The following is a 13,690-nucleotide window of genomic DNA, read 5'->3' as shown; positions in this document are numbered from 1 at the left end:
TCCCATTGCCGCGTCTCGCTTGTTTCCCGGCAGCGCCCCCGTACTCGGCGCCGGGCCGGAAAGGCGGGCAACCAGGAGACTGCATGCCCAGCCACGGCCGTTTTGCCCCTACCTCTCTCCCGTCCTGGCTTGCACCCGTTGCCGGCCTGCTTTTGACGGTTCTGATCGCGTTCGCCTTCGCGGAACCCTCTGCCGCGCAGTCGGCAGGGCAGGGTGCTGAGACACAGGCGACACCTCCTGTATCCTCACCCGAACAGGGGGCGGATGCGCTTATCCGGTTGCTACAGGATCCGGGTGCGCGCGATGCGCTCATCGATTATCTGCGCCGCCAGCCGGCGCAGTCCGTTGGCAAAACAGCCCCCGCAGCCGGCCCCGTGGCCGATGCGCCTGCTGAAGCCGCGGCCGGAGGAACGACTGGCGATGCGGCGGTGGCGGAGGCGGAAAGCGCGGTGCAAACGGCGGAGCGCCAACCGACCCATATCGCGGTCCGGATCGCCGTGGCGACGCAGGACTTCCTGCGCGAGGCCCTGACATATGCCGAGCGGATTACCCGTGCCTTCACTTCATTGCCGACCGCGTTGTCCTACAGCGCGGGTGCAAACTGGGAACGCGTCCAGGGAATCGTCCTGCGGCTACTTGTCATCGCCTCGGTGGTTTTCGTCATCGTCTTCGGCTTGCGGCGTATTGCCGACGGCGTCTTCTTGAAGCTGACGGGGGCCGGCGAAAGTACGAAGATCGTGCGCCGTGTGATCCTGTTGCTGCTGCGGGCCGTGATCGAGGCGGCGGTGGTGGCCATCGCGATCGCCGCCGGCTATGCGGTGGCCGTCTATGCCAGCGGAAGTGAGGGCAAGGTCGAGCTTGTCGAGTCCCTTTTCCTGAATGCCTTTTTCCTGGTTCAGGTGGCGAAGGTTGCGACGCGCTTCGCGCTCAGCCCGAAATTCAGCGCGCTGCGCCTGGTCCCGCTGGACGACGAACAAGCGCTCTACTGGCGCCGCTGGCTCTTCGCGATCTACAACCTGCTTGGTTACGGGACGATGGTCGTGGTGCCGCTCGTATCCAGCAACATCTCGTTCCTGCTGGCCGATTCCGTGCGGATGATGATCGTTCTTGCAAGCGTCGCGCTTGCCATCGTCGCGATCATGCGCAACCGGCAGGCGACCCGCGACCGCATCCTGTCCTATGCCGAGAACCAGACCAATGTGTTCACCTCCGGGCTTGTCGAGGTGGCGGCGCGGGTGTGGCACGTAGGTGCGATCCTCTATGTGCTGCTGCTGCTGTCTGTGTGGCTGTCGCGGCCGTTCGATGCCACGACCTTCATGGTGCGGGCGACCGCATTGTCCGTTCTGACGGTGATGGCGGGAACCATCGTGTCGCTGGCCCTGACGCGCGCGATCATCGGCGGGGTGCGGCTGCCGCAATCCGTGCATGAGCGGATGCCGTTGCTGGAGCGGCGTCTCAACACCTTCGTTCCCAGGGTACTCTCGTTCATTCGCATCGGTGTTTTCATCGGTGTCGTGATCGGCATCCTGCATGCCTGGGGTGCGGTCGACGTGCTGACCTGGTTCGGGTCGGACGACGGCCGCGACTGGGTCGGGCGTTCCGCGTCGGCGGGTATTGTCGTGCTGGTCGGCTTCCTGATCTGGCTCGGTGTGATGTCCTGGGTGGATCTGCGCATGAACCCGCGCGGGCGGCTGCCGACCTCGCGGGAGAAGACGCTGTTCGGGCTGTTCCGCAACGCTTTCTCGATCCTGCTGGTGGTGATGATCACGCTGCTGGCACTGTCCGAAATCGGCGTCAATATCGGCCCGCTGATCGCCGGTGCCGGCGTCTTCGGCCTGGCGATCTCCTTCGGTTCGCAGAAGCTCGTGCAGGACATCATCACCGGTGCCTTCATCCAGTTCGAAAACGCGATGAACGAGGGAGACGTGGTGACGCTGGGCGGCGTGACGGGAACGGTGGAGAAGCTCACGATCCGCTCCGTGCGGCTGCGCGATCTCGACGGGACGGCGCACATGATCCCGTTCTCCACGGTCGACCGGGTTGCCAACTTCATGCGCGGCTGGGCCTATCATGTGGCGGCCATCGGCGTTGCCTATGACAGCGACCTGAGCGAAGTGAAAATGGCGATGCATGTCGCCTTCGACCGCCTCAAGGCCGGCGAACTGGCGTCTGAAATCCTGGAGCCGCTCGAGATGCACGGCGTCACCGCCTTCGGTGACAGCGCCATCACCGTGCGTGCCCGCATAAAGACCCGGCCGGGTTCGCAATGGTCCGTGGGCCGTGCCTATAACGAGCATATCAAGACGGTGTTCGACGAGCGCGGCATAGAGATTCCGTTCCCGCAGGTCACCTATCATGCTCCGCCGACCTCGGTTCCCCCCGCTGCGGTGGCACTGACCGCCGCTGCGGTGGCCGATGCCCAGTCAGCCGATGCGGCCGAGGACGGCAAGACGGTCGACCTGCCGGCTGAAGAGGCGTCCGCGCCGAAGCCGGCAAAACGCGCCTCGCGGCCGCGCAAGCGCAAACAGGATCTGCCGTCCGAGGACGAGATCTAGGGTCGGGATCCAGGCTGTCGGAGAGCGCGGCCCAGGTACGGCTGCGCTTGTTGGTGGGCGAAAACCCGACGCGTGCCAGACGAGGCTTGCGTCGGGATTTTTAATTCGATAATTCTCGAATCATGGAAAAGATAAATGCCATTGCGGCGCTCAGTGCTCTTGGACAGGAAACGCGTCTCGACGTGTTCCGGATGCTGATGCGCGCCGGGCCGGGCGGCGTCGCCGCCGGCGACCTGGCGGAGCGTCTTGGCGTGCGGTCCAACACGCTGTCGACCCATCTTGCCGTGCTGGTGCGCGCCGGTCTCATCGCTTCCGAGCGGGAGGGGCGCACGATCCTCTACCGTGCGGATTTTGACGGCACTCGTGCGCTGATCGGTTTTCTCGTCGGCGATTGTTGCGCCGACCGTCCCGAGCTCTGTGCCCCGTTCATCACCGGATTGTCCGGGGCGTTGCCGGCAAAGGCCGGATCATGACCACACCGACGCTTTCCCGCCGCCTGGTCGCCGAGGGGCTCGGCACGCTCCTGCTTGTGGCAACGGTCGTCGGGTCCGGCATCATGGCCGACCGGCTGAGCGCCGACACGGCCGTCTCGCTTCTCGGGAACACATTGCCGACCGGGGCGATCCTGGTCGTGCTGATCACCATCCTCGGACCTGTCTCGGGCGCTCATTTCAACCCGGCCGTCACCCTGGTGTTCTGGATCAGGCGCGATCTTGCCTCCCGTGAAGCGTTTGCCTATGTGGCGGCGCAGATCGCTGGCGGGCTGGCCGGGACGGTCCTTGCGCACGCGATGTTCGAGTTGCCGCTTGTGCAAGCGTCGCAGACGGTGCGCAGCGGTGCGGGCCAATGGCTGGCGGAGGTTGTTGCGACATTCGGCCTGCTGGCGGCGATCCTCGGCGGACTGAAGCACGCGCGACAGGCGGTGCCCTGGCTGGTCGGCCTCTACATCACCGCCGCCTACTGGTTCACCGCCTCGACCTCCTTCGCCAACCCGGCGGTGGCCATCGCACGCGCCGCCAGCGACACGTTCGCCGGAATTCGCCCCCTCGACGTGCCGGCTTTCGTACTGTGCCAGGCCGGCGGCGCGGTGCTGGCGCTGGCCGTGATGTCGTGGTTGCTGGGAGACGCTCTCCGGGATCCGGAGGTGGCGTGAAACCTTCCGTTCGCGCGGTGGCGCTGCTCGGCCTCACGCAAATCCTCGGCTACGGGACGCTGTTCTATGCCGTCGTCCTGACGGCGCCCCGCATCGCCGAGACATTCGGCTGGTCCAAGGCGACCGGGCTTGGCGGTTTCTCGCTCGGGCTGCTCGTCGCCGGACTGGCATCGCCGCGTATCGGCGGGTTGATCGAGATGCATGGCGGGCGCAGGGTGATGGCCGCCGGATCTCTGGTGGCGGCCGCGGGACTGGCGGCAATGTCGCTCGTCAATGGCCTTGCGGGCTATCTTGCGGTGTGGACATTGCTGGGGCTGGCCATGTCGATGACGCTCTACGATCCCGCCTTCGCAACACTTGGTCGCCTGTTTGGCGCGGCCGCCCGCACCCGGATCACCGCGCTGACGCTGATTGCGGGTTTTGCCTCGACGCTGGCCTGGCCAGCGACCCACTGGTTGATTGAGAACCATGGCTGGCGGGCGACCTACCTGGTCTTCGCCGGGGCAATGCTGCTTCTGGCTTTTCCCGCGCATCTGCTCCTGCCGGCGGCGAGCGTCGACGCACTCGCGGGTGCGGGCAGGGACAGGGCAGGAGATCCGGTTGCCGCAACACCGCCGGCGGGTCTTGTCGCAGGTGCGCGAGGCCGGGTCTTCGGTCTGCTGGCGCTCTCCTTTTCCTGCAACGCATTCCTGTTCATCGGTCTTTCGGCACATCTGCTTGCCATGCTCGTCGCGCTCGGCCTGCCGGCGGTCGCTGCCGTTGCCGTGGGAACGCTGATCGGCCCGTCGCAGGTGGCGGCACGGGTCATTGAGCTGGTTTTTGCCCGCAGGACGCATCCGCTTGGCGTGGCCATCGCCGCGGCCGGGCTCATCCTGCTTGCCTTCGCGGTGCTGGCCCTGGCGGGCATCGCACCGCTGCAGGCAGCCGTCTTCGCGGTCATCTATGGCGGATCGAACGGACTGGTGACGATCGTGCGCGGGACCTTGCCGTTGGCGCTGTTCGGGGCAGACGGCTACGCGCGTCTCCTCGGGCGGATCGCGCGACCGGTGCTGATCGTCGGGGCCGCGGCGCCTTTCACGATTGGTGCCGCGATCGATGCGGGCGGCCCGGCCGCCGGCCTGGCTCTCGCTTTTGTCGCCGGTTGCCTGTCGTTTTCGGCGCTGGCCGGGATTGCGCTTCTCATGCGGACGCAGCGGCGTTCGGAGGCCGGGCAGGAGACCGGATCAGCTGGCTGAGACGGGGGCCTGGATGCCGGTCGAGGCGAGGGTCATCGCCTGGCGGCGGAGATAGTGCATGAGGTCGTCGGCCTTGCCGCGCGCGGCAGCGACATCGCCATCTGCGATTGCCTGCATCAGCTCCATGTGATGCCAGGCGGCCGAGTTGAGGTCCGTCTCGCCGAAATAGCGGAACCAGAAACGGCGCGAATGGGTCTGCAGCGGGGCGACCACCCGGGCGGCGAAGGGATTGCAGGCGGCGACTGCGACGATCTCGTCGAAGGTCTTGTCCTGTCGCATGAAATCCTCGACATCGCCACGTGCTGCGGCATCGCGCATGGCGCGGGCGCAGTCCGCCAGCCGGTCGCGTTCGGTGCGGCTGGCAAGATGCGCGGCTGCCCCCGTCAACAGCAGTTCCAGCGCGTGGCGGGCATCCAGAACGCGGCCGAAGTCGCCGGGATTGATGTCCGCAACAAGAATGCCAAGGCGCGGGCGGATGGTGACCAGGCCTTCCCAGGCCAAACGCTGGATGGCCTCGCGGATCGGGGTGCGGCCCATTTCGAGCAGCGCGGCAAGCCGGTTCTCGGTGATTGCCGCGCCGGGAGCAAGGCGCAAGGTGACGATCTGTTCTTCGAGCGCCCGGTAGGCCCGCGCCGCCCGGCTTTCCTCGTTGCCGCCGTCGTCCGCTGCCACGGGCCGCCCGTTGCCGTTGTCGAGGGCGGTCGCCACGGTGTGCTCGGGGGCCATCCTTGTCTCCTCATGCTTCTTCAGAGGCATCGCGATACGTGCTGTCCAGTCTTGATATATCAGTTGTTGACAGAAAGAAAGTCACGTGAAAATGTGGCCTCCAGCTTCTGATATATCAGTTGACGGCAAGGAGTATCCAATCATGTGGCAGGGCGTCTTTCCGGCGGTAACGACCAAGTTCACCGATGATGACAGGCTCGACAGGGCCGAAATGGAGCGCTGCTTCGCGTTGCAGGTCGAGGCTGGTGTCGACGGCCTCATCGTGTGCGGTTCACTTGGCGAGGCAATGGCGCTGGAGCCGGAGGAAAAGCTCGAGATCCTGGCGATCGGGAAGTCGGTCTCCGGAGGTCGCCCGGTGCTGATGACGGTCTGCGAGAGTTCGACAAGGCGCGCCGTTTCGGCAGCGCAGGCGGCGGCGAAGGCCGGAGCCGACGGGTTGATGGTGCTGCCGGGCGTTCCCTACAAGTCGGCGCCGCACGAGACGGTTGCCCACCTGCTGGCCGTGACACGTGCCGCCGGCGTGCCGACGATGATCTACAACAATCCGGTGGCCTATGGCGTCGATGTGACCCAGCCGATGTTCGAGGCGCTCGCCGTCGAGCCGCTGGTCGTGGCGATGAAGGAATCCACCGACGACATCCGCCGCGTCAGCGAGGTGATCTCGCATTTCGGCGATCGTTTCGACGTCTTTACCGGTGTCGACAACCTGGCGCTGGAAAGCCTTGTGATGGGCGCAACCGGCTGGGTCGCCGGCCTCGTCGTCGCCTTCCCGAAAGAGACGGTGGCGATCTGGAAGCTGGCGCAGGCCGGACGCATCGAGGAAGCGCGGGCGATTTACCGCTGGTTCCGCCCCTTGCTCGACCTCGATGTGTCGACCAATCTGGTCCAGAACATCAAGCGCGCGGAGGTTCACGCGATCCGGTCCAACGACCGTTGCCGGGCACCGCGCATGGCGCTTTCGGGAGCCGAGGCGGACCGGGTCGACGGTATCGTCCGTGCGGCCCTTGAGTGCCGGCCGGTTCTGCCCAACGTTTGATGCGCCAGCGGGCGCATCATCGCATCGAGGTCTGACAGCGCATCATGAGCGATCTGCCCCACGTGACCATTCTGGGCGCCGGCGTCATCGGCCTCGCCACGGCGGCGACGCTGCTGGGTCGTGGCCATGCCGTCACGGTGATCGACCGGGGAGAACCGGGCGGCGCGACCTCGCGCGGCAATGCCTCAGGCATTGCCTGGACGGATGTCGCGCCACTCGCCTCGCCCGGCATCTGGCGCAAGGCGCCCGGCTGGCTGCTCGATCCGCTCGGTCCGTTGTCGTTGCGTCCCTCCTATGCGATCTCGATCCTGCCGTGGATGTTGCGCTTCATGGGGGCCTCGCGGCCGGCCAACTGGCGGAAGTCGGTTTCCGCCATCGCCGCGCTGAACGGCGCGGCCGTACCGGCATGGGAGCGGTTGTGGAGCGAAACGGGAAGCGGGGCTCGGGTGCGCCGCGAGGGATGCCTTGATGTCTTCGACAAGCAACGGGAGATCGCCGGCGCGCGTGCCGGTTGGCAGTTGCAGCGCGATCACGGCATTGAGGTGCACGAACTGTCCGGCGACGCATTGCGCGAGATGGAACCGGATCTCGGGCCGGGCGTTGCCGGAGGCGCCTTTGTCCCGGGCTGGATGCATCTCGACGACCCGCATGGCATGTGCCTCGACCTCGCCGCCCATGTGCGGGCACGCGGCGGCGTGATCGAGGAGGGTGAGGCCGTGTGCGTCGGGCGCAGCGGTGACGATGTGCTGTTGCGCATGCGCGAGGGGCCGGTTCGGCGTGCCGGGCAACTGGTGATCGCCTGCGGTGCGTGGTCGCGCCGATTCGCCTCGAAACTCGGCGAGGATGTGCCGCTCGACACAGAGCGCGGCTACAACATCACGGTGCCTGATCCCGGGGTCGCCTTCCGGCGTTTCGTCATGCTGGCGGGCTATGGGTTCGTGTTGTCGCCGATCCAGGCGGGCCTGCGCATCGGTGGCGCGGTGGAGTTTGCAGGGCTCGATGCCGCACCGAACTGGAAGCGGGTCGATGCGCTCGTGACCCGGGCGAAGCGAGTGGTGCCGCAGCTTGACACGGCACGGGGCGAGCGCTGGATGGGTTTTCGCCCCTCGCTCCCCGACAGCCTGCCAGTCATTTCCGCCAGCCGGACCACGCCGGGGGTCGTCTATGCCTTCGGTCACGCGCATCACGGCTTGACGCAAGCCGCCGTTACCGGCGATCTGGTTGCCGACCTGATCGCCGGAAAAGAGCCGGAGATCGACCTTTCGCCCTACGCCATCGACCGGTTCTGACATCCGGTCTCCATCCGGGGAGTTCATCGTGGCCCGCCATACGTTCTTCTGCATCGACGGCCATACTTGCGGCAATCCCGTGCGCCTTGTCGCCAGCGGCGGTCCGCAGCTTGCCGGTGACAGCATGCTGGCGCGGAGGGCGGATTTCCTCGCTCGCTACGACTGGATCCGAACCGGGCTCATGTTCGAGCCGCGCGGCCACGACATGATGTCCGGCTCGATCCTCTATCCGCCGACCAGACCTGACTGCGATATCGGCGTGCTCTACATCGAGACCTCGGGCTGCCTGCCGATGTGCGGGCACGGAACCATCGGCACGGTGACGATGGCGATCGAGGAAGGGCTGTTGCGGCCGGCAACGCCGGGGACGGCGCGGCTGGAAACTCCGGCTGGCCTCGTGATTGCCGACTACGAGATGGACGGCGAACACGTGAGGAGCGTGCGCCTGACCAATGTGCCCTCCTTCCTTGCGGCGCGCGATCTGGAGATCGACTGCCCGGAATTTGGCCGGCTAAGATTCGATGTCGCCTATGGCGGCAATTTCTACGCGATCATCGAGCCACAGGAAAACTTCGGCGGTGTCGGCTCGGTGGAGATCGACCGGCTCGTGGCGGTCAGTCCCGCTCTTCGCGTGGCGCTGAACGAGACCTACGAGATGGTCCACCCGGCAGACGCGCGTATCCGCGGCATCACGCACATCCAATGGACGGGGCGTGCGACACAACCGGGAGCGGATGCCCGCAACGCCGTCTTCTACGGCGACAAGGCGATCGACCGGAGCCCTTGCGGAACCGGAACATCAGCGCGCCTTGCCCAGTTGCACGCGCGCGGGCATCTGAAAACCGGCGACCGGTTCGTGCATGAAAGCGTCATCGGTTCGCTCTTCACCGGCGGGATCAAGGAGGAGACGAAGGTGGGCGGTCTGCCCGCCATCGTTCCGACCATCGAGGGCTGGGCAGTGAAGACAGGAACGTCGACGATCACGCTCGACGAACGCGATCCCTACATGGCCGGCTTTTCCGTCACCGGCACGGGCGTGAAGCTCTATCCGCGACCGTGAAAAGCCCTGTGTTGCGGGTGCCATTTCGCGTGCCGAAGCTGTAGACAGGGAGCGAACCAAACGGGAATCGCTTCATGGACTGGTCTCCCCAGCAACAGGACGCGCTTGCTGAAACGGCGCGCTGGCTGAAAACGCGCGACAAGCAGGTGTTCCGTCTTTTCGGCTATGCCGGAACGGGCAAGACGACACTTGCCCGGCATCTGGCCGAAGGTCTTGATGGAGATGTGGCCTTCGGTGCGTTTACCGGCAAGGCGGCGCATGTGCTGCGGCAGAAGGGCTGCGTCGACGCCACAACGATCCACGCGATGATCTACCGGCCGCGCGGCCGCAAGGACGACACGGAAGAGGAAGAGGGCTCGCTCAGCTTCTCCATCAACCGGGACAGTGTCGCGGCGAAGGCCAAGCTGATCGTCATCGATGAATGCTCGATGGTGGACGAGGACCTTGGCCGGGACCTGCTCTCCTTCGGGACGCCGGTGCTGGTGCTCGGCGATCCGGCGCAGCTTCCGCCGGTCAAGGGCGGCGGCTTCTTCACCGAGGCGGAGCCCGACATCATGCTGTCGGAGGTGCACCGGCAGGCGCGCGACAATCCGATCGTCCACATGTCGATGCTGATCCGGGAAGGCGGCGACCTGACGCCGGGCCGCTACGGCGACAGCCGGATCATCTCCCGTCGGGAGATCGATGCGGGCGCGATCCTGGCAGCCGACCAGGTGCTGGTCGGCACCAACAAGACGCGGCGGCTCTACAATGGCCGCATCCGTGAACTGAAGGGGTTCACCACGCCGATGCCGGCGGTGGGCGACAAGCTCGTGTGTCTGCGCAACGACAAGACCAAGGGGCTGCTGAACGGCGGGTTGTGGACCGTTGACCGGTTGCGGCCGGCGCGGGGCAACACGCTGCGCTTCGACGTGCGCCCGGAAGACGAGGCGGGCGGCAAGTCCAAGGTTCAGGTCAAGGTGCTGCCGGGTCTTTTCGAGGAAGGTGCCGAACAACTCCCCTATGCGATACGCCGGCGCTCCGACGAGTTCGACTACGGTTACGCGCTGACCGTACACAAGGCGCAGGGCTCGCAGTGGGACGACGTGGTGCTGTTCGACGAGAGCTGGGCCTTTCGCGAATACCGCGACCGGTGGCTCTACACGGCCGTGACGCGGGCCGCGCACACCATCACCGTCGTACGCTGACTGCCGGCGCGCCTGTGGGCAATCGGGCGCAGGAGTGGCGTCCGATCGCTGCGGAGCGTATGGTGCGCGCCCGCCCGTGCCTGTTGCCAAGCCGGGTGCAAGACCGCCAGATCGCATGGATGCCCGCATGACAGATTCCCATATCGACGCTCCGCAGGCTCCGGCTTCTCCCGCTGCTCCCGGCACGAAGGCAAGCCTGCCGCCGGCGGTGGCCGCAAAGATCGCCGGCCGTATCGCGAGCGAGCTCTCCTGCCGGCCGGAGCAAGTCTCGGCGACGGTGGAACTGCTTGACGGCGGAGCGACGGTGCCCTTCGTAGCGCGCTACCGCAAGGAGGCGACCGGTGGACTTGACGACACACAGCTGCGTACGCTGGAGGAGCGGCTCACCTATCTGCGCGAGATGGAGGAGCGGCGCGCGGCGATCCTCAAATCCGTCGAGGAACAGGGCAAGCTCGACGCGGATCTGAGCGCGCGGATCCTCGCCGCCGATACCAAGGCGCAACTTGAGGATCTCTATCTCCCCTTCAAGAAAAAGCGGCGGACCAAGGCGCAGATCGCCCGCGAGGCGGGGCTTGAGCCTTTGGCGGACATGCTTCTCGGCGATCCTTCGCGCGACCCGGAGAAGGAAGCTGCCGGGTTTGTCGACGCCGACAAGGGGGTTGCCGACGAGAAAGCGGCCCTCGACGGTGCCAGGCAGATCCTGATGGAGAGGTTTTCCGAGGATGCCGCTCTTGTCGGGCGGTTGCGTTCCCACCTGACGCGCGGCGGTGTGCTGCGCTCGCGGGTCGTCGACGGGCAGGCAGAGGCGGGCGCCAAGTTCGCCGACTATTTCGACTATCGGGAGAAGTGGGCCGACGTCCCCAGCCACCGCGCGTTGGCGCTGCTGCGCGGGCGCAACGAAGGCGTACTGGCCCTGGAGCTTGTGGTCGACGAGGAAGACAGCGACCCGGTGCGCCCCGTGGAGCGCATGGTGATGCATGCCGCGAGCATCGAAGTGCGCGGCCGGCCGGCGGACAAGTGGCTTGCGGAAACGGCGCGCTGGGCCTGGCGGGTGAAGCTGTCGCTGCATCTGGAGCTCGACCTGATGAACACGCTGCGGGAGCGGTCCGAGGACGAGGCCATCCACGTTTTTGCCCGGAACCTGAAAGACCTGCTGTTGGCGGCCCCTGCCGGCCACAAGGCGGTGCTCGGGCTCGATCCCGGCATCCGGACCGGCGTCAAGGTGGCCGTTGTCGATGCCACCGGCAAGCTGGTGGAGACGGCGACCGTCTATCCGTTCCAGCCGCGTAACGATGTGTCGGGCGCCAAGGCGGTGCTCAAGGCACTGATTGCCCGGCACGACATCACGCTCGTGGCCATCGGCAACGGCACCGCGAGCCGGGAAACCGACCGGCTTGTCGCCGAACTGATGACGGAAGTCCCGGAAGCGCGGCTGACGCGGGTCATCGTCAACGAGGCCGGTGCCTCGATCTATTCGGCCAGTGCGCTGGCCGCACGCGAGCTTCCAGGTGTCGACGTCTCGCTGCGCGGCGCGGCCTCGATTGCGCGACGGCTGCAGGATCCGCTTGCCGAACTGGTGAAGATCGAACCGAAGTCGATCGGCGTCGGCCAGTACCAGCACGACGTCAACCAGACCAAGCTTGCCCGCTCGCTCGATGCGGTGGTCGAGGATGCGGTGAACGCCGTCGGTGTCGATCTCAACACCGCGTCCGTGGCCCTGCTTGGCCGGGTTTCCGGCCTTTCCGCAGGATTGGCGGAGGCGGTTGTCGCGCATCGCGAGGCGAACGGGGCGTTTCGCGACCGCAAGGCGCTGCTGAAAGTCGCCAGGCTCGGGCCGAAGGCCTTCGAGCAATGCGCCGGCTTCCTGCGGGTGCCAGGCGGAGACAACCCGCTGGATGCCTCGTCGGTGCATCCCGAAGCCTATCCGGTGGCAAGCCGCATCGTGAAGGCTTGCGGGCGCCCTCTGTCCGAGGTGATGGGCAATGCGGGGTTGCTGAAGACGCTTGACCCGGCCGATTTCGTCGACGAGGCCTTCGGCCTGCCGACAGTGCGCGACATCCTGGCGGAGCTGGAGAAGCCGGGACGCGACCCGCGTCCGGAGTTCAAGACGGCGCGCCTTGCCGAAGGCATCGAGACGATGAGCGACCTCAAGCCCGGCATGGGTCTCGAGGGCACGGTCACCAACGTCACCAATTTCGGTGCTTTCGTCGATATCGGCGTTCATCAGGACGGGCTTGTCCATGTCTCGCAGATTGCCGACCGGTTCGTCAGGGATCCGGCGGAGGTCGTGAAGGCCGGCGACATTGTGCGGGTGCGGGTGATCGAGGTCGATATGGCGCGCAAGCGCATCGCCTTGACGATGCGCAAGGATGGCGGGCCGCGTCGCGGCGGACCCGGTGGTGGTGGTTCCGGTGGTTCACGTCCCTCGCAGGGCGGCGCTTCCCAAGGTGGGGGCGACGGCGCGATGGCCGCCGCGCTTGCGGCGGCCTTCAACAAGAAGAAGCGCTGAGCGGGGACGGGCAGCCGTCCCTTCTTGCCCTGCTCCTAATCGAATCGCGCGCCGATCTTCGGCGTACCTGGCAGGCCCTCATAGGTCAGCGTCACGCTCATCCCCGGCTTCATCGGGTGGAGCGGGCCGATCGAGCCGACGGAGACGAGGTCTCCCGGCTTCAGCGCCTTGCCTTGTGCCTTGAGGACGCCGGCGATCCACGTCACCGCGTTGAGCGGGTTACCGAGAACCGCCTTGCCGGGGGCGGCCGAGAGTGTTTCGCCGCTGGCATCGTCCGTCAGTTTCGCGGTGAAATCGGCGAGCATGGCGACGCCTTCCGCGCCTTGGGGAAGGACAACCAACTCGCCGATGACGCCGCGCCAGGCTCCGACATTGATGGCAGTGATCGCCGCGCCGTCGAGTTTCTCGTCCTTGCCGACAACAAGGGCGGGAAGCTCCAGGAACGGACGGACGCCGGCGATCGAGGCCAGAACCTCCTCAGGCGTGGATGCCTCGTTCACCGCCGCATCGGAAATCTCGACGACAAGGTCGGCCTCGAAGAGCGCGCGGACGGCATCGGACGAGCTGACACTTGCGCCGGGTTGCAGAAGCATGCCCTTGAGCAGCGTGCCGAAGACCGGCTCGGTGACGCCGAAGACCTCCTGTGACTTTGGCGAGGTAAGACCGGCCTTGTAGCCAACCACAGGGCCGAGGTCACGCGACAGCCGGGTGACGATCTTGTCCTGCGCGCACAGTGCGTCTGTGATCGAGCCTCCGGCCGCGACAGGTGCCGCCGTTGGTCGCGCGGCGGCGCGATCGGCGAGGAAGGCGTCGATTGCGGCGGCGTCCGGGCATGCGGCGCGGGCCGGGGACATGAGTGCGAATGTCACGCCGAGCGCCAGCGCGAGACCGAGCTTGTGCATTTTCCAAATACCTCCCAACGACCTCTTCAGTACCTGCG

11 protein-coding genes are annotated in these 13,690 nt (G+C 66.4%); 9 read left to right on the top strand and 2 right to left on the bottom strand.

The window, feature by feature from the left end; genetic code table 11:
• Positions 1-278 precede the first annotated feature (278 nt).
• The 4 genes from RBB46_RS11140 to RBB46_RS11125 all read left to right on the top strand — a co-directional run bounded on the left by RBB46_RS11140 (position 279) and on the right by RBB46_RS11125 (position 4,943).
• Entirely contained in the window at positions 279-2,555 is a 2,277-nt protein-coding gene (locus RBB46_RS11140; protein WP_306029052.1) for a mechanosensitive ion channel domain-containing protein, read from the top strand.
• Positions 2,556-2,677: 122 nt separating this feature from the next.
• The gene (locus RBB46_RS11135) at positions 2,678-3,028 is read left to right on the top strand and encodes a helix-turn-helix transcriptional regulator (protein ID WP_306029051.1); all 351 of its coding nucleotides are present in this window, start codon (positions 2,678-2,680) and stop codon (positions 3,026-3,028) included.
• Positions 3,025-3,708, top strand: a complete 684-nt coding sequence (locus RBB46_RS11130) for an MIP/aquaporin family protein (protein WP_306029050.1) — start codon at positions 3,025-3,027, stop codon at positions 3,706-3,708. The genes RBB46_RS11135 and RBB46_RS11130 overlap by 4 nt, the downstream gene beginning before the upstream one ends.
• Entirely contained in the window at positions 3,705-4,943 is a 1,239-nt protein-coding gene (locus tag RBB46_RS11125; protein ID WP_306029049.1) for an MFS transporter, read from the top strand. Before RBB46_RS11130 ends, RBB46_RS11125 begins: the two co-directional genes overlap by 4 nt.
• On the opposite strand, the gene RBB46_RS11120 is transcribed toward RBB46_RS11125, so the two are convergent.
• Positions 4,932-5,669: a GntR family transcriptional regulator gene (locus tag RBB46_RS11120; RefSeq protein ID WP_306029048.1), complete on the bottom strand. Its 738-nt coding sequence runs from the start codon at positions 5,667-5,669 to the stop codon at positions 4,932-4,934. The two genes, RBB46_RS11125 and RBB46_RS11120, sit on opposite strands and share 12 nt — an antisense overlap.
• A gap of 142 nt (positions 5,670-5,811) precedes the next feature.
• Between RBB46_RS11120 and RBB46_RS11115 the strand changes: the two genes are divergently transcribed.
• From RBB46_RS11115 to RBB46_RS11095, 5 genes are all read left to right on the top strand, one after another.
• Positions 5,812-6,705: a dihydrodipicolinate synthase family protein gene (locus tag RBB46_RS11115; protein ID WP_306029047.1), complete on the top strand. Its 894-nt coding sequence runs from the start codon at positions 5,812-5,814 to the stop codon at positions 6,703-6,705.
• Positions 6,706-6,749: 44 nt separating this feature from the next.
• Complete coding sequence (locus RBB46_RS11110) at positions 6,750-7,994, top strand: FAD-binding oxidoreductase (RefSeq protein ID WP_306029046.1); 1,245 nt, start codon at positions 6,750-6,752, stop codon at positions 7,992-7,994.
• Between the two features lie 28 nt (positions 7,995-8,022).
• A complete protein-coding gene (locus RBB46_RS11105; RefSeq protein ID WP_306029045.1) occupies positions 8,023-9,054 on the top strand; it encodes a 4-hydroxyproline epimerase in 1,032 nt (343 codons plus the stop codon).
• 74 nt (positions 9,055-9,128) lie between these two features.
• Positions 9,129-10,241, top strand: coding sequence for an ATP-dependent RecD-like DNA helicase (locus RBB46_RS11100; RefSeq protein WP_306029044.1), 1,113 nt, complete (start codon positions 9,129-9,131; stop codon positions 10,239-10,241).
• 127 nt (positions 10,242-10,368) lie between these two features.
• Positions 10,369-12,750, top strand: coding sequence for a Tex family protein (locus RBB46_RS11095; RefSeq protein ID WP_306029043.1), 2,382 nt, complete (start codon positions 10,369-10,371; stop codon positions 12,748-12,750).
• A 35-nt stretch (positions 12,751-12,785) separates the two neighbouring features.
• Here the strand turns inward: RBB46_RS11095 and RBB46_RS11090 are convergent, their stop codons facing one another.
• Positions 12,786-13,652, bottom strand: coding sequence for a 2-keto-4-pentenoate hydratase (locus RBB46_RS11090; protein WP_306029042.1), 867 nt, complete (start codon positions 13,650-13,652; stop codon positions 12,786-12,788).
• Positions 13,653-13,690 lie beyond the last annotated feature (38 nt).

The sequence above is a fragment of the Stappia sp. MMSF_3263 genome (assembly GCF_030733745.1).
Classification (GTDB): domain Bacteria; phylum Pseudomonadota; class Alphaproteobacteria; order Rhizobiales; family Stappiaceae; genus Stappia.
The sequence above is the reverse complement of the archived record's forward strand: the minus strand, read 5'-3'. Positions and strand labels throughout refer to the sequence as shown.

Excerpts from the sequence above, each read along its gene's own strand:
- RBB46_RS11135 (WP_306029051.1), top strand. The coding sequence starts at position 2,678 with ATGGAAAAGATAAATGCCATTGCGGCGCTCAGTGCTCTTGGACAGGAA.
- RBB46_RS11130 (WP_306029050.1), top strand. The coding sequence starts at position 3,025 with ATGACCACACCGACGCTTTCCCGCCGCCTGGTCGCCGAGGGGCTCGGC.
- RBB46_RS11120 (WP_306029048.1), bottom strand. The coding sequence starts at position 5,669 with ATGGCCCCCGAGCACACCGTGGCGACCGCCCTCGACAACGGCAACGGG.
- RBB46_RS11115 (WP_306029047.1), top strand. The coding sequence starts at position 5,812 with ATGTGGCAGGGCGTCTTTCCGGCGGTAACGACCAAGTTCACCGATGAT.
- RBB46_RS11110 (WP_306029046.1), top strand. The coding sequence starts at position 6,750 with ATGAGCGATCTGCCCCACGTGACCATTCTGGGCGCCGGCGTCATCGGC.
- RBB46_RS11100 (WP_306029044.1), top strand. The coding sequence starts at position 9,129 with ATGGACTGGTCTCCCCAGCAACAGGACGCGCTTGCTGAAACGGCGCGC.
- RBB46_RS11095 (WP_306029043.1), top strand. The coding sequence starts at position 10,369 with ATGACAGATTCCCATATCGACGCTCCGCAGGCTCCGGCTTCTCCCGCT.
- RBB46_RS11090 (WP_306029042.1), bottom strand. The coding sequence starts at position 13,652 with ATGCACAAGCTCGGTCTCGCGCTGGCGCTCGGCGTGACATTCGCACTC.